The sequence below is a fragment of the Dactylosporangium sp. McL0621 genome (assembly GCF_049995355.1).
Classification (GTDB): Bacteria; Actinomycetota; Actinomycetes; order Mycobacteriales; family Micromonosporaceae; genus Dactylosporangium.
Map to the genome: position 1 here is coordinate 9,911,778 of NZ_CP188259.1, position 19,436 is coordinate 9,931,213.

At 73.5% G+C, this 19,436-nt stretch carries 18 protein-coding genes; 11 read left to right on the forward strand and 7 right to left on the reverse strand.

The features are described from left to right. From ACPPVO_RS46945 to ACPPVO_RS46970, 6 genes are all read left to right on the forward strand, one after another. Positions 1-1,113, forward strand: coding sequence for a substrate-binding domain-containing protein (locus tag ACPPVO_RS46945; protein WP_426505339.1), 1,113 nt, complete (start codon positions 1-3; stop codon positions 1,111-1,113). Positions 1,114-1,185: 72 nt separating this feature from the next. Further along, positions 1,186-2,361: an ROK family transcriptional regulator gene (locus tag ACPPVO_RS46950; RefSeq protein WP_426505340.1), complete on the forward strand. Its 1,176-nt coding sequence runs from the start codon at positions 1,186-1,188 to the stop codon at positions 2,359-2,361. Positions 2,362-2,428: 67 nt separating this feature from the next. Further along, positions 2,429-2,914, forward strand: a complete 486-nt coding sequence (locus ACPPVO_RS46955; protein WP_426505342.1) for a SigE family RNA polymerase sigma factor — start codon at positions 2,429-2,431, stop codon at positions 2,912-2,914. After that, a complete protein-coding gene (locus tag ACPPVO_RS46960) occupies positions 2,911-4,290 on the forward strand; it encodes a hypothetical protein (RefSeq protein ID WP_426505343.1) in 1,380 nt (459 codons plus the stop codon). Before ACPPVO_RS46955 ends, ACPPVO_RS46960 begins: the two co-directional genes overlap by 4 nt. 71 nt (positions 4,291-4,361) lie before the next feature. After that, positions 4,362-4,985 carry a LuxR C-terminal-related transcriptional regulator gene (locus ACPPVO_RS46965; protein ID WP_426505345.1) on the forward strand — a complete coding sequence of 208 codons (624 nt, stop codon included), beginning with the start codon at positions 4,362-4,364 and terminating at the stop codon, positions 4,983-4,985. Continuing rightward, positions 4,982-6,181 (forward strand): sensor histidine kinase, encoded by a 1,200-nt coding sequence (locus ACPPVO_RS46970; RefSeq protein ID WP_426505347.1) that lies wholly within the window; start codon positions 4,982-4,984, stop codon positions 6,179-6,181. Before ACPPVO_RS46965 ends, ACPPVO_RS46970 begins: the two co-directional genes overlap by 4 nt. Here the strand turns inward: ACPPVO_RS46970 and ACPPVO_RS46975 are convergent. The 6 genes from ACPPVO_RS46975 to ACPPVO_RS47000 all read right to left on the reverse strand — a co-directional run bounded on the left by ACPPVO_RS46975 (position 6,169) and on the right by ACPPVO_RS47000 (position 14,405). Continuing rightward, a complete protein-coding gene (locus tag ACPPVO_RS46975; protein ID WP_426505349.1) occupies positions 6,169-6,957 on the reverse strand; it encodes a polysaccharide deacetylase family protein in 789 nt (262 codons plus the stop codon). The genes ACPPVO_RS46970 and ACPPVO_RS46975 overlap by 13 nt on opposite strands. A gap of 73 nt (positions 6,958-7,030) precedes the next feature. Continuing rightward, a complete protein-coding gene (locus ACPPVO_RS46980) occupies positions 7,031-7,573 on the reverse strand; it encodes a DUF7158 domain-containing protein (RefSeq protein WP_426505351.1) in 543 nt (180 codons plus the stop codon). Then, on the reverse strand, positions 7,570-11,385 hold the full coding sequence (locus ACPPVO_RS46985) for a glycoside hydrolase family 38 C-terminal domain-containing protein (RefSeq protein ID WP_426505353.1): 3,816 nt from the start codon (positions 11,383-11,385) through the stop codon (positions 7,570-7,572). The genes ACPPVO_RS46980 and ACPPVO_RS46985 overlap by 4 nt, the downstream gene beginning before the upstream one ends. Before the next feature lie 7 nt (positions 11,386-11,392). After that, on the reverse strand, positions 11,393-12,199 hold the full coding sequence (locus ACPPVO_RS46990; RefSeq protein WP_426505354.1) for a carbohydrate ABC transporter permease: 807 nt from the start codon (positions 12,197-12,199) through the stop codon (positions 11,393-11,395). Then, positions 12,196-13,056 carry a carbohydrate ABC transporter permease gene (locus ACPPVO_RS46995; RefSeq protein ID WP_426505356.1) on the reverse strand — a complete coding sequence of 287 codons (861 nt, stop codon included), beginning with the start codon at positions 13,054-13,056 and terminating at the stop codon, positions 12,196-12,198. Before ACPPVO_RS46995 ends, ACPPVO_RS46990 begins: the two co-directional genes overlap by 4 nt. Continuing rightward, complete coding sequence (locus ACPPVO_RS47000; protein WP_426505358.1) at positions 13,053-14,405, reverse strand: extracellular solute-binding protein; 1,353 nt, start codon at positions 14,403-14,405, stop codon at positions 13,053-13,055. The genes ACPPVO_RS46995 and ACPPVO_RS47000 overlap by 4 nt, the downstream gene beginning before the upstream one ends. A gap of 107 nt (positions 14,406-14,512) precedes the next feature. Between ACPPVO_RS47000 and ACPPVO_RS47005 the strand changes: the two genes are divergently transcribed. The 3 genes from ACPPVO_RS47005 to ACPPVO_RS47015 all read left to right on the forward strand — a co-directional run bounded on the left by ACPPVO_RS47005 (position 14,513) and on the right by ACPPVO_RS47015 (position 16,513). Beyond that, positions 14,513-15,520 (forward strand): LacI family DNA-binding transcriptional regulator, encoded by a 1,008-nt coding sequence (locus ACPPVO_RS47005; RefSeq protein ID WP_426505359.1) that lies wholly within the window; start codon positions 14,513-14,515, stop codon positions 15,518-15,520. A 101-nt stretch (positions 15,521-15,621) separates the two neighbouring features. Beyond that, complete coding sequence (locus ACPPVO_RS47010) at positions 15,622-16,095, forward strand: Rieske (2Fe-2S) protein (protein WP_426505361.1); 474 nt, start codon at positions 15,622-15,624, stop codon at positions 16,093-16,095. Between the two features lie 94 nt (positions 16,096-16,189). Then, positions 16,190-16,513 carry a PadR family transcriptional regulator gene (locus ACPPVO_RS47015; RefSeq protein WP_426514819.1) on the forward strand — a complete coding sequence of 108 codons (324 nt, stop codon included), beginning with the start codon at positions 16,190-16,192 and terminating at the stop codon, positions 16,511-16,513. Here ACPPVO_RS47015 and ACPPVO_RS47020 read toward each other — a convergent pair. Next, positions 16,396-17,763: a diguanylate cyclase domain-containing protein gene (locus ACPPVO_RS47020; protein ID WP_426514820.1), complete on the reverse strand. Its 1,368-nt coding sequence runs from the start codon at positions 17,761-17,763 to the stop codon at positions 16,396-16,398. The genes ACPPVO_RS47015 and ACPPVO_RS47020 overlap by 118 nt on opposite strands. On the opposite strand from ACPPVO_RS47020, the gene ACPPVO_RS47025 reads away from it, so the two are divergent. Next, positions 17,644-18,825: a hypothetical protein gene (locus tag ACPPVO_RS47025; protein WP_426514947.1), complete on the forward strand. Its 1,182-nt coding sequence runs from the start codon at positions 17,644-17,646 to the stop codon at positions 18,823-18,825. The genes ACPPVO_RS47020 and ACPPVO_RS47025 overlap by 120 nt on opposite strands. Positions 18,826-18,995: 170 nt before the next feature. After that, complete coding sequence (locus ACPPVO_RS47030; RefSeq protein WP_426505363.1) at positions 18,996-19,430, forward strand: hypothetical protein; 435 nt, start codon at positions 18,996-18,998, stop codon at positions 19,428-19,430. Positions 19,431-19,436: the final 6 nt, after the last annotated feature.

Below are 19,436 nucleotides of genomic sequence, written 5' to 3' on the forward strand. Positions count from 1 at the left end.
ATGCGCAAGTTCCTCACCAGGAGCCTCGCCGTCAGCGCTGTCGCGCTGGTTGCGCTGAGCACCGCCGCGTGCGGCAGCAGCGACCGCGACTCGTCGACCGCTGCCTCCGGCGCCACCAAGGGTTTCGCCAAGGACGCGCTGATCGGCGTCGCCCTGCCGTCGAAGACCTCGGAGAACTGGGTTCTCGCCGGTGACCTGTTCACCAACGGCCTCAAGGACGCGGGCTTCAAGTCCGACGTGCAGTACGCCGGCGCGTCGACCACGGTCGCCGACCAGCAGTCGCAGATCTCGTCCATGGTCACCAAGGGCGCGAAGGTCATCGTCATCGGCGCGACCGACGCCGCGCAGCTGGGCACCCAGGTCAAGCAGGCCAAGGACTCCGGCGCGATCGTCATCGCCTACGACCGGCTCATCACCGGCACGAACGACCTCGACTACTACATCGCGTTCGACAACTTCAAGGTCGGCCAACTGCAGGGCCAGGCCCTGCTGGACGGCATGAAGGCCAAGAAGCCGACCGGCCCGTGGACCATCGAGCTGTTCTCCGGCTCGCCGGACGACAACAACGCCGGTGTCTTCTTCAACGGCGCGATGGACGTGCTCAAGCCGCTCATCGACAAGGGCGACGTCATCGTCGGCTCGGGCCAGAAGGACGTCAAGCAGACCGCCATCCAGGGCTGGAAGGCCGAGGGTGCGCAGTCGCGCATGGACACCATCATGACCTCGACCTACGCGAGCGGCGGCAAGACGCTGGACGGCGTCCTGTCCCCGAACGACACCCTGGCCCGCGCGATCATCACCTCGGTGAAGGCCGCCGGTAAGCCGGTTCCGGTCGTCACCGGCCAGGACTCCGAGGTCGAGTCGGTCAAGAGCATCATGGCCGGCGAGCAGTACTCCACGATCAACAAGGACACCCGCAAGCTGGTGGCCGAGACCATCAACATGGTGAAGGCCCTCCAGGGTGGCGGCGAGCCGACCATCAACGACACCAAGTCCTACAACAACGGTGTCAAGGTCGTCCCGTCGTACCTGCTCCCGCCGGTCATCGTGACCAAGGCGAACGCGGCCGAGGCCTACGCCAACGACCCGAAGCTCTCCCCGCTCACCAAGTAACACCGGCAACGACGTCGTGGGTCCCCGGAGCGATGTTCCGGGGACCCACGCTCGTTCCAGGAGGCTTACAGCGTGTCCTCCTCCACCAGTCCGCAGGAGTCGGTGCGCCGGCAGAACCTGGGGGCCCTGCTCCGCTACATCCACGTCCGCGGCGCAACGTCGCGCGCCGAGCTGACCAGCCGGCTCGGCCTGAACCGCAGCACCATCGGCGCGCTCACCGCCGATCTGGCCACCGCGGGCCTTGTCGACGAGGGTGTACCGCATGAGACCGGCCGCGCCGGCCGCCCGTCGATCGTGGTGCGTCCGCGGTCGTCGCGCGTCTACGGGTACGCGCTGAGCCTCGAGCTCGACCGCCTGCGCGCCGCGCGCGTCGGCCTGGGCGGAAAGGTCCTCGACGGCCGCACCGCCCAGCGCCCGCCCGGCCCCGACCCGGCCCCGACCATCGCCGCGCTGGTCGCCCTGGTCGCCGACATGCAGCGCTCCGCACCCGCCGACGCCGTGCTGGTCGGCTCCGGCCTGGCCGTCTCCGGTTCCGTGCGCCACAACCTGGGCTGGGCCGATGAGACGATCGAACCGGAACTGGCCGGCGCCCTGTACCCCCGGCTGGGCCCGTCGGCGGGCCCGTTCCTGGGCGGCACCGCGGACCTGGCCGCCCTGGCCGAACACACCCGCGGCGCCGCGACGGGCGCCGACAACGTCATCTACCTGCACGGCGACGCGGGCATCAGCGCGGGCATCATCGCCGGCGGCCGGCGCATCACCGGCTACGGCGGCCACGGCGGCGAGGTCGGCCACATGGTCGTACACCCCGAGGGCCGGCTCTGCGGTTGCGGCTCCCGCGGCTGCTGGGAGACCGAGATCGGCGAGCGAGCCCTGCTGCACCTCGCGGGCCGCACGGTCCCGACCCCGGGCGCGGCGGTGGCGGCCGCGGTACAGGCGGCGCAGGACGGCAACCCGGACGCCCAGGCCGCCGTGGCCCACGCCGCGGACTGGCTGGGCTTCGGCGTGGCCAACCTGGTGAACATCTTCAACCCGACGGTGGTCGTCTTCGGCGGAACCCTGAGCGAGCTGTACCTCGCGGGCGCCGACCACGTGCGCAACCGCCTGCACACCATGGCGTTGCCGGCGTGCCGCGCCCACGTGGCCCTGCACACGCCCCAGCTCGGCGACGACGCCCCTCTGGTGGGCGCGGCGGAGCTGGCCTTCGAGTCCCTGCTGTCCGACCCGCTGTACGCCGCCAAGCCCTAGCCCGCGCTCAACCTTTCGAGCCGCCGCGGCGTGCATGCTGTGACGGCGTCCGACGGAAGGCGGCAGCGTGCCGGATGAAGGCTTCGAGCAGTTCGTGCGGCTGCGGTACACGGAGCTGCTGCACACCGCGTACCTGCTCACGGGTTCGCTGCCGCTGGCCGAGGACCTCGTGCAGACGTGCCTGCTGAAGATCATGCCGCGGTTCGAGCGCATCGCCGAGCCGCTGCCGTACCTGCGGCGGGCCATGGTCAATCAGCGCACGAGCTGGTGGCGGGGGCTGCGGCGGGAGCTGCTGAGTGCCGAGCCGCCCGACGATCCCCGGCCGGATTCCAGCGGCGCGTTCGCGGAGCGGTCGGCGCTCGTGGCCGAGCTCGCCCGCCTGCCGCAGCGCATGCGGGCCGTGCTCGTGCTGCGGTACTGGGAGGACCTCTCCGAGGCCGAGACCGCCGAGCTGCTCGGCTGCTCGGTCGGGTCGGTGAAGAGCCAGGCGTCGCGCGGGCTGGCGCGGCTGCGCGAGCTGCTGGAGTCGAGCGACCTGAGGAGCGGGCGATGAGCACCCTGCAGGAGCGGCTGCGCGAGGAGATGGCGCGCTCGGTCGCCGGGGTCCGCGCGGCCCCCGACCCGTACGGCCGGCTGCTGCGCCGGAGCCGGCGCCGGACCTGGCGCTGGGGCGCGTCCGGGATCGGGGCCGTGGTGGTCGCGGCGCTGCTCGGCACCCAAGGGCTTACGGCAACCAGCCCGGCCCCGGCGCCGGCGCCGGCGCCCTCGTACTTCAAGCCGTCGGTCGGCCTCAACGACTGGACCCGGGGGATCATCGCCGAGCCGACCCGCTCGAGGGTGGAGCCGGGCGTGGCCGAGGGCCTGCGCACGGCGCTGGACGGTGCCCGCGGTACCTGGCGCGTCGACCCGGCCCTGGACCGCGTCAAGGTGCTGCTCGTCGCCGATACCCTCGACCGGCCCGATCCCCGCGCGAGGCGCTTCTTCGGCGCGGTCTTCTACAACGCCGAGCAGGCCGAGTTCGTCAGCGCGTGGGCCCCCGTCGACGCACCCCTGGCCGACCTGGCCTCGGGCCGGTACGGGCGGACGATCGGCGACCTGAGCCCGTTCACGGAGTTCGGGCCGCCCGACGACGACAACTCGACGGTGCTCGTGCCGGCCGGCTGCGAGGCGAAGACCGCCGTCACGACCACCGTGCGGCCCGACGGCACCCTCGAGCACTCGTGGGCGTTCGAGGCCCAATGGAAGCCGATCTCGGGCGCCAACCACCTGTGGCAGGTGATCTGCGACGGGGTGGTGCGCCAGCAGTCCTTCCGGAACCTGGGCGCCCGCGCCCGGGCCACCTCCGCGCCGCCGGCCGAGCGCGGGGCCGCGAACGACCGTACGGCCCGGGATCTGCTGTCCTCGTGCCCGACCGTGCCGGGCCTCGAGGTGGGTGCGTGGCGGGTGCTGTGGGGCGGTACGCCGCCCGGCGAGCGGCGGCCGACCGTCGTCGTGCTCGGCACGCTCTACGGGGACGCGGCCGAGGTGTGCGCGGCGACCGGCACCGGCGACCTGCTCAACGTCTCGGAGGTGCACGGCGAGCCCCTGCCGGCGAAGCTGCGCAACACCGCCCGGGTCACGACCGCGGTGGCGGCGTCCGATCGGCTGGTGGTGGTACGGCTGCCGCACGAGGACCGCGGGCAGCTCTCCGACCGGCTCCTCGTGGTCGCCCCGCCCGGCGCGACCCGGTTGCAGGTGACCGGCGGCCGCGATGCCCTCGTCACGCTGACCGACGGCGTCGGCGTGGTCGACGCCCCGGTGCCGGCGACGCTGTCCATCGCCGCGCTTGACGCGTCCGGCGCCACGCTCGTCACGACGGGGGTCGCCGAGCCCGCCGGCGTCGAGCGGTTCATCGTCGGGGAGCCGCTCATCGACGACTGGGATAAGTGACGGTGGCCGCGCTCGACGCCTCCCGGGAGCCGTACGTCCGCGGCTGGGCCTGAGGGAGTAGAAACGAGGGCGTGACCACGTGGCGGATCCTGCTCGCCGATGACCATCTCGTCGTGCGGGCCGGGCTGCGGGCGCTGCTCGCCGCCGACGCTCGCTGCCGGGTCGAGGGCGAGGCGGCCGGGCTCGCCGAGCTGCGCGCGGTCGCCCACCGCCTGCGGCCCGACCTCATCGTGCTCGACCTCAGCTTCGGCCCGGACAGCGCGCTGCCGGTGCTGCCCGAGCTGCTGGCCGCCGACCCGCCGCCGCGGATCGTGGTGCTGACGATGCACGACGACGTGTCGTTCGCGCGGGAGGCGTTCGCCGGGGGCGTGCACGGATATGTGCTCAAGGAGGCCGCCGCCGACGAGTTGCTGCGGGCGGTCGAGACGGTGATGGCCGGTTCGGTGTACGTCGACGCCGAGCTCGGCGCGCGCCTGGCCCGCAGCCGCCCGGCCCCGGCCGACGCGCTCAGCCCGCGCGAGCGGGACGTGCTCGCGCTGCTGGCCGCCGGGCACACCAACGCCGAGACAGCCGCGCGGCTCGCGATAAGCCTGCGTACGGTCGAGACGCACCGCGCCAACCTGCGCGCCCGGCTCGGCACGACCAGCCGCGCGGAGCTGGTCGTCGCGGCGCGCCGAATGGGCCTGCTCCCGTGACCAGCGGCGGGCGTACAACGCTTGCTCGCGGCCTGCGCAAAACGCTGGTCGGCACGACGGTGACCGGCGGGCTGCGCAAGGCGCTCGCGGCCGTCGGCGTGGCGCTGCTCGGCACCGCGATCCTGCTCGAGCTCGGCGACCTGGCCCCGAGCGCCGAGCTGTGGTCCGGGGCCGGCGCGGGCGCGGCGTTCCTGCTCGCCCTCGCCGTCGCCCCAGCCGCCGACCCCCGCCGCTTCGCCGTACGGGCCCGGCTGCTCGCCGCCGCGGGTATCGCCGCGCTCATCGCCGTCGCCGCGCTCTGGCAGGGCAGCAACCGGCCCGCGCCGGAGGTACTGCTGCTGCTCCTCCCGGTCGCGCTGCTGTTCGCGACCGCGGGGCTGGCGCTGCGCGAGGCCGCCCTGGAGCGGCACCGGGCCCGGCTGCGCGAGGCCGCGTCCCGCCTCGACGGGGCCGAGGCCGAGCGCCGCCGATGGGCCCGCGAGCTGCACGACGACACCCTGCAGGAGCTGGCCGCGGTGCAGGTCCTGCTGGCGGCCGCCGCGGCGGCGGGTGCAAACGAAAAGCCGGCCGACACGAACGGCGGGCAGGCCGACGCGAAAGGCGCGGCGGCCAACGCGAAGGGCGAACCGGCCGACGCGAAGGGCGAACCGGCCGACGCGAAGGGCGAACCGGCCGACGCGAAGGGCGAACCGGCCGACGTGGCGAAAGACGCGAACGGCGGCCTGGCCGACGCCCGGGAGATCGTCGGCCGGCAGATCCAGTCGCTGCGCCGCCTCATCGCCCAGATGCGGCCCCTGGCCCTCGACGCGCTCGGCCTGGCCGCGGCGCTCGACGACCTGGCCCGGCACATCAGGGACCGCCATGGCCTCGAGGTCGACGTCGCGGTCGACGGGCTGCCGCGGCTGCCGGCGACGGCGGAGACCGCGGTGTACCGAATCGTCCAGGAGGCGCTGACCAACGCCGTGCGCCACGCCGGGCCGCGGCGCATCCACGTCGAGGCCGGGCCGCACGGGCCGGGGCTGCGGGTGCTCGTGCGCGACGACGGCCCGGGCCCGCCCCCGGGCGGCTTCCCGGCCGGCCACGGGCTGATCGGCATGCGCGAGCGCGCGGAGCTGCTCGGCGCCGAGCTGTTCGTGGGGGCGGGACCGTCCGGCGGTACCGTCGTATGCCTCGACCTACCCGCTCAGTTCACGTAGTCCTCGAGCAGGGCGGGCGTGAGCCCGGCGGCCGAGATGGCCTGGAGCACGGCGAGGAAGTCGTCGACGAACGCGGGCCGGAAGTGCATGAGCAGGATGTCGCCCGCCTTGACCTTCGAGCCCGCCTGGTAGCGCACGATGCCCTTGTCCGTCGTCTCCTTCCAGAAGAACGCGGCCTTCATCCCGCAGTCGTGCACGACGCGCAGGGTGGTCGCGTCCTTGTCGCCGAACGGCGGGCGGAACAGCAGCGGGCGGCGCCCGTAGAGGCGGCCGAGCTCGTCCGCGGAGCCGCAGATCTCGTGCTTCTGCACGTCGTACGACTTGCCCTTGAGCTCGGGGTGGGAGATCGTGTGCGCCTCGATGACCGCGCCGGCCTGCTGGAGGCGGGTGAAGTAGCCGGGGTCGGCCTTTATCGCGTTGATCTCCAGGAACAGCGTGACGGGCACGTGCGCGGCCTGCAGCAGGGGCAGCGCCCGCGGGTCCTTGGTCCAGCCGTCGTCCATGGTGATGAACGCGATCGGCTGGTCGGTCGGGATCGCGCTGTACCAGCCCGCGGACGCCCCGGCCGGCACGGTGACCGGCTTCGGCGGGGGCGCCGGCGGGAAGTGCGGGATCCGGGCCAGTTGCGCCGCGCTGAGCCCGGACCCACCGGTCACGCCCGACCCCGAGGTGGTCGCCGAGGGACCGGGCCGCCCCTGGGCGGTTTCGCCGCCATGGGCCGCACACCCGGACGCGAGCAACGACACGGCGACGAGTGCCAGGAGACGTGACCGCACCGCCCAAGTCTCGGGTGTACCGCGGGCGCCGGCCTCGGTACCGTCCCGCACCCGGGCTGCGGGTTTCCCGCAGTCAGTGGTGGTGGGTGTAGTCGGGCTGGGCCGGGTTCCCCGGGTGTTCGAAGCCCGGCATGAGCCGGACCCGGGCCGCGCAGCGCTCGTCGAGCCAGCGCGTGAAGTGCCGGTCGCGGGCCTCGTGCAGCAGCAGGGCGGCGACCGCGGGGCGGCTCTCGGCGAACGGCGAAGAATGGCGGTCGCGGTTGCGGGACCAGTAGTCGTGGACCTCCGCGTCGGCGACCGTCACGCCCGCGGTGACCGACGCGTACACGTCCGGGCGCGCGGCCACCACCGCGGCCGCGACACCGCCGAGGCGCAGGGCCCGGGCGAGCGCCGGCGGCTCGACCGGAGGCGGCTCCACCAGCGGCGGTTCGGCGAAATCCTGCGAAACGACCGCATTCGCGGCCATGAGCTGGACCAGCCAGCGGCGCAGGTTGCGCCCCTCGGCGGTGGCCGGGTGCGGCAACCGCGCGCCCGCGGAGCCCGAGTACAGGCCGGCGAGGCGCTCCTCGACCTGGGCCACCGTGATCGGCTCGTCCCCGACCCAGGCCGCGATCACGGCGCGACCGTCACGGTGATGGGCTCGGTGTAGTACAGCTCCCCCGCGTCGGCGATCCGGGCCAGCAGCCACCAGGTGCCCGGCGGGTGCTCCGCGGGCACGGTGACGGGGAACTCCACCGTGGACCCGCCGCCCAGGACCGCCGGGGCGGCGACGAGCTCCCACGTGTGCCAGGGGCCGATGAGGTGCACCTCGGCGTCCGGCGCCGACGTCTCGAGCCGGATCACGGCGGAGTCGCCGCGGCGCAGGTGCAGCGCGGGCGGCGACAGCACGCCGCTGATCGGCTCCGGGGCGTCGGCCCCGACCAGCAGCCGGGCCACGTCGTAGACGCCGGAGGGCAGCGACGCCCGCAGCCGGTACACGCCCGGCGAGACACCAGCGGGTGGGGCGACCGAGACCGGGAACCGCGCGTGGCCGCCCGCCGGGAGGTCGTACGGCAGCGACGACGGCGTCACCGTCCAGCCCTCCGGCGCCGCGAGGAGCACCTCGCCCGACGCTCCCGAGGCGACCAGGTCGGAGGAGATCGTGACGGTGAACGAGGTCCGGTCGGTCACCGACGGCTCGAGGTGCACCGACAGGGGCATGTTCCCCAGCGGCGCGGGCCCGGTGTTGTGCAGCCAGTACCGCGCGAAGGCCGGGGCCACCGCCGAGGGAGCCGCCGGCAGCGTCCGGCCGACGTCCAGCAGCACCTGCCCGATCCCGGCACCATCCAGTGTGGACCCGTCGTCCACCGGCTGCTCGAGCAGGTCCACCGCCCGGCGGGCGGACACCGGCACCGGGAGTCCGATGTGGACGTCGGCCGGGGCGCCCGCCGACTCGTAGTACCGCGCCAGGACCGACGACACCGGCGACGGCTCGCGGCCCGACGCCAGCGGGTCGCCCGCCGGCTTCAACGCGGTCAGGACCACTGTGGACGGCTCCACCGTGACGAGGCGCTCCGACGCGGGCGGGCCGGGCGGCGCGACGCGCGCGTGCAGCGGATGGTTCACCGCGTGCCCGGCGGCGACCAGGCCCGCGGCCCGCCAGTCCCCCGCGCCGGCCACGATGCTGTACTCGAAGACGTGCGTCCAGTGCTGCTGCTGGAAGTTCGACCCGTCGGGCGCGGTCCGGCGCGGCGGGTCGATCCACACGCCCGACGGCCAGCCGGTGCAGGAGCGGACCAGCGACAGGTGCAGGGCGCCGCCGGGGTCCACGGCGAAGCCGGGCAGGCCGCGGTTGACGATGCCGACGGTGTACTCGTCGAGCGAAGGGTCGGGGTCGGCGGCGGCCGCGGGGGCCGTGATCTCGCCGGTGGCCGCCAGCTCGGCGCAGACGGCGGCGACCTCGGCCGCGGCGAGGACGAGCACCGGCAGGTCGCGCGGGCCGGTGAGGTCGGCGTTGGGCGTCCACACCTGGGCCAGGGGGCGCTCGGCCGGGACCCAGGTGCGGGGGGCCGCGGCGGCGTCGTCGATGCGGATGCGGACGTCGGGCAGGTTCGAGTCGACGGCGAGGGAGCCGTAGCGGGGGCCGCCGGCGGTCGAGCAGGTGGCCGTGACCCCGCGCCGGATGAGCGCCAGGGCGAGGTCCCGCACGGCCGGGCCGCCGCCGATGATCTCGGCGACGCCGATCGCGCGGGTGTGGGTACCGACGCGAACCCTCGCCGTCGACGACAGCGCGAACCAGTGCTGCGCCGGGTTGTCGAGGGTCCAGGGGGCCGGGCCGGCGTCGGTGTCGATGAGGCCGAAGCCGCGGCCGACGACCGCGTTGCCGACCTCGCTGACCGGAAGGGCACCGGCGACCGCGGCGGGCCAGCGGACCCGGACGAGCTGGTCGGCGCCGGCGAAGTCGTCGAGCCGGGTGCGCACGTCGAGGCGGGGCACGCCGCGCCAGAGGGTCAGGATCTGGGTGTACCGCGCCGGGCCGACGACCCCGGTGACCGTGACGCGCTCGCCCAGCGGTCCCGCCTCGACCAGCACCGAGAGCGCCGGACGATCGGCCGAGCCGGCCGCGGGCGGGCCCTTGGGCAGCAGGTGCCAGGGGCCCTCATGGACCTGCGGGTGGGCCGGGTACTCCTCGTAGACGAGCAGCTCGTTGCCGGGCCGGCCGGCGGCCAGCAGCTCGCGCCCGGCGCGGAGGTCCACGATGGACGAGACGGTGCCGCCGCGGCCGGGGTCGACGGTGACGCGGAAGGACTCGTTCTCGATCGTCGTGCCGTCCCGGACCGACCACGCGTCCGCGGCGGGCAGCGCGAACGTCTTGTACCCCACGCCGGGGACGTCCTCGGCGAGCAGCTCGAGCCCGCCGACGCGCACGACGTCGGTGCGGGTCCACGACGACGGGTTGAAGACGACCACCCGGGGTGTACCGTCCGGCGCGCCCGCCGGCAGCCGGGCGACGAGCGCGTCCAGGGCTTCGCCCAGCACGCCGGCCGCGAGGTCGTGGGCCTGGCGCCAGCCGGTGAGCAGGTCGAGGTACACCTGATCGGACTCCGAACCGGTGATCCCGTCGTGGTGCGCGCCGAAGACGAGCTGCCGCCAGGCCATGTCGGTCCGCTCGTGCGGGAACGGCGCGCCGTCGAGGGCGGCGAGGGTCGCGAACATCTCGGCGTCGGTCAGCAGGGCCTCGGTGTGCCGCTGGGCCTGCTTGGTGTCGATGAACGACACGTCCTTGCCGGTGTAGATCGGGTTCATGTCCCGGGTCTGCGGCGAGAACCCGGTCGCCTGCGCCCGCACCGCGGCGAAGAACTCGCGCGGCAGCCCGCACACGAACCGCGGCCAGGTGTAGCGGGCGTTCCAGTCGCGGTGGATGTCGACGACCCACTTCGCGGGCGGGCTGTAGTCGGTGCCGACCGGCAGCAGGATGTTGCGGGTGCGGGCGACCTTCTTCAGCAGCAGGAACAGCCGGTAGATGTTCTCCTCGGCGGCCGCGAGGGTCGGCTGGGCGTCGATGTGCCAGCCCGCCGAGTAGTGCGCGGGCATGTAGTGGGTGAGCACGCCCCGCCCGTTCGGCGACAGCCACTCGAACTCGGCGTCGAACTGCATGCTCGACGGGTCGCCCCAGCCGCGGTCGCCCGGCGTGAACGTGGTCTGCATCGGGCCCCACTGGTGGAACGGCCCGCGCGCCCACGAGGAGGAGTCCAGGCCCGCGGCGGCGGCCAGGCCCGGGAAGTTCGGGTCGTGGCCGAACGCGTCGAGCTGCCAGGCGGTGCGCGGGTCGCCGCCGACGACGTCGCGCTGGAAGCCGATGCCGTACCGGAAGTTGCGGATCGTGGTCTCGGCGAGGGTCAGGTTGGTGTTCGGCTCGTTGTAGGTGCCGCCGACGAGCTCGAGCCGGCCCTCGGCGAGCAGCCGCCGGATGTACGCGCGGTCCTGCGGGAACGTGTCCCAGTAGGGCTTGAGGTAGTCCAGCTCGGCGAGGACGAACTTGTACTCCGGGTGCAGCCGCGCGGTCTCCAGGTGCAGCCGGACGAGCTCGAAGCCGGTGCGCTGGAAGTCGCCGCGGAACTCGGTGCCGGTCTGCCCGGGCGCGCCCCAGGTCTCGGTGTAGGCGGCCTGGGTGTTCCACCACACCGGGTCGTAGTGGAAGTGCGAGACCATCCACACCGTCCAGCCGGGCTCGGCCACGACGAGCTCGCCGTGCCCGGTCTCGCCGCCCGCCTCGACGGTGATGGGGACGACGGTGCCTGGGGGCGCGTCGACGCTTACCGGAATCTCGCCGGGGCCGGTGCCCTCGCCGGACACCCCGTCGCCGCGCACGGTGGCGGGCCCTTCGACGTCGAACACCCGCACGACCTGCCGGTCGCCGATGAACAGCTCGGTGGACTCGATGCGCATGCCGTTCCTAACCCTTCACCGCGCCGGTGAGGCTGAACGCCCCGCCGAAGACCCTCGACAACACCGAGTACATCAGGACGACCGGCGCCGTGTAGAGGATCGCGAACGCCGCCAGCTGGCCGTAGGCGACCTGCCCGTAGGTGGAGAAGAACGTGTAGATGGTGACCGACGCCGGCTGGCTCTCGGGCGCCTGCAGCAGGATGAACGGGACGAAGAAGTTGCCCCATTGCAGCACGAACGTGAAGACGAAGACGACGGTCAGGCCGGGGACCATGAGCGGCAGCACGATCCGCAGCAGCGACTGGGCCCAGCCGGCGCCGTCGGTCCAGGCCGCCTCCTCGAGCTCGACCGGCACGCCGTCCATGAAGTTCTTCATCATCCAGATGCCGAACGGCAGCGACGACGCGGCCATGAAGAGGATGAGCGCCGGGACCGAGTCGGTGAGCGAGAAGCGGCTGTACAGCGTGTACACCGGGACCATCACGGCGGTGATGGGCAGGCAGGTGGAGAACAGGATGGTGTAAATCAGCGCCCGGCCCGTGCGGCTGCGGTGGCGCGAGAGCGGGTACGCGGCCAGGACCGCCGCGGCCACGGTGAGCGCCGCGGTGCCGCCGGAGATGATCAGGGAGTTGAGCATCGGCCGGAGCACCGTGTCGGCGTTGAGCACGTCGCCGAAGTTGCGCGCGGTGAAGTGCCAGTCGATGTGGGCTGACAGCGCGGCGCCGGGCTGGACCGAGGCGACCACCAGCCACACGAACGGCAGCAGGAACAGCACGGCGACGAGCGCGAGCACGGCCCGCGCCGCGGCCCTCACGCCTCCTCCAGCCGGATGACCCGCACGTAGATGAGCGAGAAGACGGCGCCGATGAGCAGCAGTACCAGGGCCATCGCGGTGCCGTAGCCGAGCTTGTAGAACTGGAACGACTCCTGGTACATGTAGATCGGCGTCGTCTGGCTGCGGTCGCCGGGGCCGCCCTTGGTCATCACGTAGATGAGCCCGAAGGACGCCAGGGTCTGCAGCGTGATGAGCATCAGGTTGCTCACGATCGCGCGGCGGATCAGCGGCAGGGTCACGTAGCGCAGCCGCTGCCACACCGAGGCCCCGTCGACGGCGGCGGCCTCGTGCAGCTCGGGCGGGACGTCGTTCAGCGCGGCCTGGTACACCAGCATCGAGAAGGCCGTGCCGCGCCACACGTTGGCGAGGGTGACGGCGAGCATCGGGGCGGTGTAGAGCCAGTTCTGGTGCAGCCCGAGCGGCCCGGTGAGGGCGTTGAGGGTGCCCTCGCGGTGCAGGAACGAGTACCAGCAGAACGCGGCCACCGTCTCCGGCACCGTCCACGCGGCCACCACGACTCCGGAGACCCCGGCCCGGGTGACCTTGCCGGCCCCCTTGAGCAGCAGCGCGATGAGTAGCCCGAGGGTGTTCTGCCCGATCACCGCGGAGCCGACGACGAAGACGAGCGTCAGCTCCAGGGAGTTCCAGAACTGCTTGTCGTGCCACATGGTGACGAAGTTGTCGGCGCCGACGAAGTTGACCTGCGACGTGCCGGTGAGCGCGATGTCGGTGAAGGCGCTGTACACGCTCCAGAGCAACGGCCCCGCGAAGAACACGCCGAGCAGCAGCAGCGCGGGCGCGAGGGCCACGGCCCGCGCCGCCAGTGCACGGCTCATGATGCCGTCGTCACCTTGTCGTCCCCGCCGACGGCCGCCTTCACCTGGTCGCCGAACGTCTTCGCGGCCTGTTCGGGGGGCGCCTGCCCGGTCATCACCGACTCCATCGCGACCTGGACGGCGTCGGAGACGTGCGGGTAGTCCGGGTACGCGGGCCGGAAGTGCGTCACCTTCACCAGGTCGGTGAAGAACTGCAGGGCCGGGTTCGACTGCAGGTACATCGGGTCCCCCGCCACGTCCGCCCGCTCGGCGATCTGCTGGGCGGCGATGTCGTAGGCGAGCGTGTTGTCCTTGTTGAGCATGGTCGTGACGAAGTCGAATGAGGCCTTCTTGTCCTTGGCGTGCGCGCCCACCGACAGCACCCAGCCGCCCGACATGCTCGTCCTGCCGGGCGCGTCGCCGTGCTGGGTCGGCATCGCGGCCTCGCCGAGCACCGTGCTCCACTGCGGCCACGGCTTGCTCCCGGTCGGCAGCCACGTGCTGGACAGCCAGGAGCCGTCGAGGTCGATGGCGAGCCTGCTCGACGGCAGCAGCTCGGTGGAGACCCGGGTGCCCCAGTTCGGGTCGAGGGCGTCCTGGGCCTCCGGCGCGAGCTTCTCGGAGAAGATCGTCTTGATGAAGCCGAGCGAGTCGTTGAAGCCCGGGCTGCCGACGACCCACTTCTTGGACCCCTCGTCGTAGAGGGTGTGCTTCGTTCCGTACAGCAGCATCTCGAAGCCCTGCATGGTGGCGCCCTCGCCGGCGCCCTTGCCGGAGTACACGTTCAGCGGGGTGACGCCGGGCAGCCTCTGCTTGACGGTCCGCGCCGCGGCCAGGATGTCGTCCCAGGTCTTCGGCTCCCAGGGCACGGCCAGGCCGGCCTGCCGGAACAGGTCCTTGTTGTAGTAGAGCGCCCGCGTGTCGGTGCCCATCGGCACGCCGTACGTCTTGCCGTCGAGGGCCTTGGCCGCGTTCTTGGCGGCGTCGCTGTACTGGCTCCAGTCGGGCCAGGCGGCGAGGTACTCGTCGACCGGGGCCAGGAACCCGGCCGCGATGTCGGTGTTGACGAGGAACGTGTCCTCGTACAGCACGTCGGGCGCGGTCTTCGGGGACCGGTTCATCAGCGAGAGCTTGGTGTAGTAGTCGTTCTCCGACGCCTCGATCGGCAGCAGCTTCACGGTGTGGCCCGGATGGGCCGACTCGTACTCGCCCTTGACCCGCTGGAGCTGGTCGTCGAGCTGGATGAAGGCGCCGAACTTCTGGTAGGCGACGGTGATCGTCTTGGCGTCGTCGCCGCTGTCCTCGCCGCACGCGGCGGCCGATCCGAGCAGCAGGGCGGCCAGGGCAACTACGGCGATGTCTTTGCGCATGGGGCACCTCCCCAGGTGGCGGGCCTGGTTAGAGAGATCAACGTCTATGTGAACGTTTTCAGAAAACGTACTCATATACTCTGCCGTGGTCAATAGAGGAGCCCTCGATGTCCTTGCGCCGCCCCACGATGCACGACGTGGCCCGCGAGGCCGGCGTGAGCGTCGCGACGGTCTCGCGGGTGGTCAACCACGAGCGGTACATCCGGGCGGAGACCCGCGAGGCGGTCGAGCGCGCCATCGCCGAGCTCGGGTTCCGCCGCAACGAGTCGGCCCGCACGCTGCGCCCCGGGCAGAACACCCACACGGTGGCACTGGTCATCGAGGACGTGGCGAACCCGTTCTGGTCGGGCATCACCCGCGGCGCCGAGGACGTGGCCCGCCGGCACTCGCACATGCTCGTCGTGGGCAGCACCCGGCAGAGCTTCGACACCGAGCGGGAGCTGCTGCGCGACCTGGTGCTGCGGCGGCGGGTCGACGGGCTCCTCGTGGTGCCGACCGGGCACTCCCAGCGGGCGCTGCACGACGAGCTGGCCGGGTGGGCGCCGATCGTGTTCATCGACCGCGTGCCCGGGCGGGTCGCGGCCGACTCGGTCGTGCTGGACAACCACGGCGGCGCGCGGGAGGCCGTGCGGCGGCTGCTGGAGCTGGGGTACCGCCGCATCGCCTACATCGGCGGCGACCCCGCGATCGGCACGGGCGCGCGGCGGCTGGCCGGCTACCGGCAGGCGCTCAAGTCCGCCGGGCTGGCCGCCGACCCGGCGCTCGTGCACGTCGGTGTGCACACGGTCGAGGCGGCGCACGCGACCGCACTGGCGCTGCTGCGCGGCCCGGACCCGGCCGACGCGGTCTTCGCCGACAACAACCGGATGGCGGTGGGCGTGCTGCACGCGGCGCGGACCCACGGCGGCGGCACGGGCGTGGCCGCCTTCGACGACCTCGAGCTCGCCGACCTGCTGCCGACCCCGGTCACGCTCGTCACCTACGACGCGGCCGACCTGGGGGCGCGGGCGGCCGAGCTGCTCTTCGACCGCATCGCCGGGGTGGACGGGCCGCCCCGGCGGGTGGTGCTGCCGACCACGGTCGTGACGCGGGGCGGGCCGGGAAGAGCTGGATAATCTTCCATATGTCTATGTATCCTTGCCAAGCCCTCAACTAAAGCGCGCCACAGAGCGGTGGCGGCTGTGCCCTGCCCGCACACCGAAGGGACATCGTGGCAATGACCGAAGACCGTGTGCAACCCTGCGCGCACCGACGGGCCCTGCTGGCCGGCCTCGGCGGCCTGAGCGCCGCCACCCTGCTGGCCGCCTGCGGCGGTAAGGACGCCACCGCCCAGACGCCGGCGCCCGCGCCGGCCCAGTCCTCGGGCCCCGCCGCGGGACCGTCCGCCGGGCCGTCGGCCGCCGCCGGCGGGTCGGTGGCCGACACCGGCCAGGTGCCGGTGGGGGGCGGCATCGTGCAGAACGGGCTGCTGATCGTGCAGCCGGTGAGTGGAACTTTCAAGTTGTTCGACGCCGCCTGCCCGCACAAGGGAGTCCTGGTGACCGCGCCGCAGAACGGCGTGGCCGTCTGCCCGGCGCACGCCTCGAAGTTCAACATCGCCGACGGATCGAAGATCGACGGGCCCACGCCCACCGGGCTCAAGGAGATCAAGTCCAAGGTGGACGGCACGAAGATCATGCGCCTGGAGTAAGCGGTTCGACGGGCGGCCGTATCCGCAGCGGCCGCCCCGTTGACGATGGCTTGATCATTTACTTATGCTTCCGGCCGTGAAAGCCGCCAAGGCGATGCGGGAGCCGACCTTCCTCATCCTGACCGCGCTCGCGGGCACGCCCCGGCACGGGTACGGCATCCTCCAGGAGGTCGCCGAGCTCTCCGGCGGCCGCGTGGGCCTGCTCACCGGCACCCTCTACACCGCGCTCGACCGGCTGACGGCCGAGGGGCTCGTCGAGCCGGACCGCGAGGAGGTCGTGGACGGCCGGGCCCGCCGCTACTACCGCCTCACCTCCGCCGGCCTGACCGCGCTGACCGCCGAGACGGCCCGGCTGCGCGAGCTCGCGACCGCGGCCGAGCACCGGCTGCGGCAGGCCCATCGGCCGAGGACGGCGTGATGACGGCGCAGCGGCGGCGGTACACCCGGCTCCTGCGCGTCTATCCCCGCGACTATCCGCGCGAGGAGCTGCTCGGCACGCTCCTCGACGCCGCCCCGCCCGGGCGCTCCCGGCCGCTCGCGCGCGAGGCGGCCAACCTGCTCCGGCACGGCCTGCGCGCCCGGCTGGGCCGCCCGCGCAGCCGGACCGCCGTGTTCTGGGCGCTCGCCGCGAGCGTGATCGCCGGGCTGTTCGGCGCCGCGTTCGCCGTCCGCGCCGGCTGGGAGACCGCCGAGCCCCTGCCCACCGCCGCGCAGACCCGGGCGATGGCGGTGGAGGCGGTACCGGATGCGAAATGGCAGGACCCGGCCCCGTCCCCGGCCGCGAAGTTCATCATCTACGGCGCCCCGCTCGGCTGGCACAACGCGCGGGAGCTGCTGTTCGGCGACGGCGCCGAATACGCGCAGGCGACCGCGAGCGTCGGCGCCGACGGCGGCCCCGGGTTGGACCCGGACCGCGCGATCGCGGCGGCGCGCGGCAATCTGGAGGCGGACGGCTGGACCGTGTACGACGCCTCGGGCCCGGACCAGGGCCTGGTCCTGGTGGCCCGCCGCGGCACGCTCGTGCTCGACCTGGAGGCGTACCCGGCCTCCACAGTGGACACCACCTTCGTCGCCGCCGACTTCCGGCGCACCACCCCGGCCGCCGTCTGGCCCTGCGGCCTCGCCGGCGGCCTGCTCGCCGGGCTGGCGGCGTTCCTGCTCTTCGGCTGGGCGAGCCGGCGCACCGACGGCGAGGAGCACCCGGCGCGCGGCTCGGTGAAGACGTTCTTCGGGGTCGGCCTGGTCCTGTGGTGGGTGCCGACCCTGTTCGCGTTCCCGCTCATGCTCCAGCACCACCTGGAGATGCCACACCCGTCGTGGCACCCGCTGTGGGAGTGGTTCGGCCAGCCCACGTTCTCGCTGTTCTTCCTGGCCGGCGCCGGCTGCGGGCTGCTCGCCCTGGCGCTGGCCGCGCTCCCCCGCCGCTACCCGCGCGCCGCGACCCGCCCCACGGAGGCGTAGTGGCCTCACCTTCGCTGGAGCGGCGGTACGCACGCCTGCTGCGGGCGTACCCGCCCGGCTGTCGCCGCGACGAGCTGCTGGGCACCCGTGGCCGAGGTCGTCGTTGATGGCCTTGAAGTCGTCGATGTCGATGAGCGCGACGGCGACCCGTTCGTGGCGGCCCAGCGCGTCGGCGACGTGCTGGGTGAGCCGGCGCCGGTTGGCCAGGCCGGTGAGCGAGTCGTGGGTGGCCTGCCAGGCCAGCGACTGCACGAGCCCGGCGTTGTCACGCAGCGCCGTCGCCTGGCGGGCCGCGACCAGCAGCACGAGCACGACGGTGGCGACGGCGACGCCGAGGATGTCGCCGCCGCGCATCCAGGCGTCGGCGAGCAGGAGCACGCAGGTGGCGGAGACGGCCGCGTACGACACGAAGCCGGGCCGCTCCCGCCGCGCCGGGGTCGGGGGCGTCACCCGGGCCGCGCGGCGCTGCCGGTCCGCGGCCACGCACAGCACCAGGCAGGTGACGGGCAGGATGACCGGGGTGCCGTTGAGGTACGGCCGCGACTGCAGCAGCGGCGCGATGGCCCCGCCGAGCGCGCCGACGCCGCCGGCCGAGGCCAGCAGGTACAGCGCCCGCCGGTCGAGCGGCCCGGTGCCGGTGAACGCGATCTTCACCAACGCGAACACGCACACGGCGGCGCAGGCGAGCAGCGCCAGCACGGCCCGGGCGCCCGTTGCGTTGCCGCCGGACCACCGCTGCCAGTCGCTGAGCAGGAAGTGCCAGGCGAACGCCAGGACGGCCACCAGTACCGTCGCGGAGTCCAGCCCGAAGCGCAGCCACTCGCCGCGGCTGCGGCGGGCGCCGGGGATGCGCAGCAGCGCCCACAGCAGCACCGCGAGCCCGGCGACGTAGATGCCCGCGGTCAGCGGCCCGACGTGCTGGGGCCGCACGATCCGGCGGAGCATGTCGACGCCGTTGCTGATGCCGCCGAGCCCGATGAACGCCATGGCGACGGCGACGTGCCGCCAGAAGCGGGCCCCGCCCGGGGCGATTCCGGGCGCGGCCGCGGCCCCCAGGCAGGCGGGGACGGAGAACCCGACGGCGAGCGGCACCGCGACCCAGCTGACGAGCTCCGGGGTGCGGTGCAGCAGCCCGACGGCGAACCAGGCCTCGGCGAGCAGGGCCAGGGACACGGCCGCGGCCAGCAGCCTGGTCGGACGCCAGGTCGCCACCCTCTCCACGCTGCCGAGATCGGCACATCCGCGCCGTTCATGAACATTCCCGCATGATCGCGACCGCCCCGGCCTCGACGCCCCGGGCCGCGTCGGCATCCCCCGCGATCGTCTCGAAGAGCGCCCGCCGCTCCGCTCCCGCACCATTCGGCCGGGCCCGAACGATCCCGCTCCGCTCCCGCACCATTCGGCCGGGCCCGAACGATCCCGCCGTTAGCGTCGCGCGCATGGAACTCGAGAACGTGATCGACGCCGCCGTCGAGGAAGTGCTGGGCCTGGCCCAGGGGTGGCTGGGCTGGGACGGCCGGCCCGTCGTCTTCGACGGCAACGCCTGGACGCCGCACAAGTCGCTGCGCCGCGTCACCGACCACCTCGTCGACCACCTGGCCGAGATCATGTGCCGGCTCAACGGGCTGGACCCGCTCCCCGACCACTGGCACGGGCGCACCGTCACCACGCACGCCGACTACGCGCGGTTCACCGAGACCGACCTGGAGGAGGCGACGAGCCGGCTGACCCGCCTCGCCCTCATGTACCGCGCCGGCCTGCGGGGACTCGACCCGGCGGTGCTTGACGCGCGGCCGGACCCGGACACGTGGACGCTGCGCGAGGTCGTCGAGCACGTCGCCGGGGTCGTCTACTACGCCCGGGCGATGTCATGATGTCGC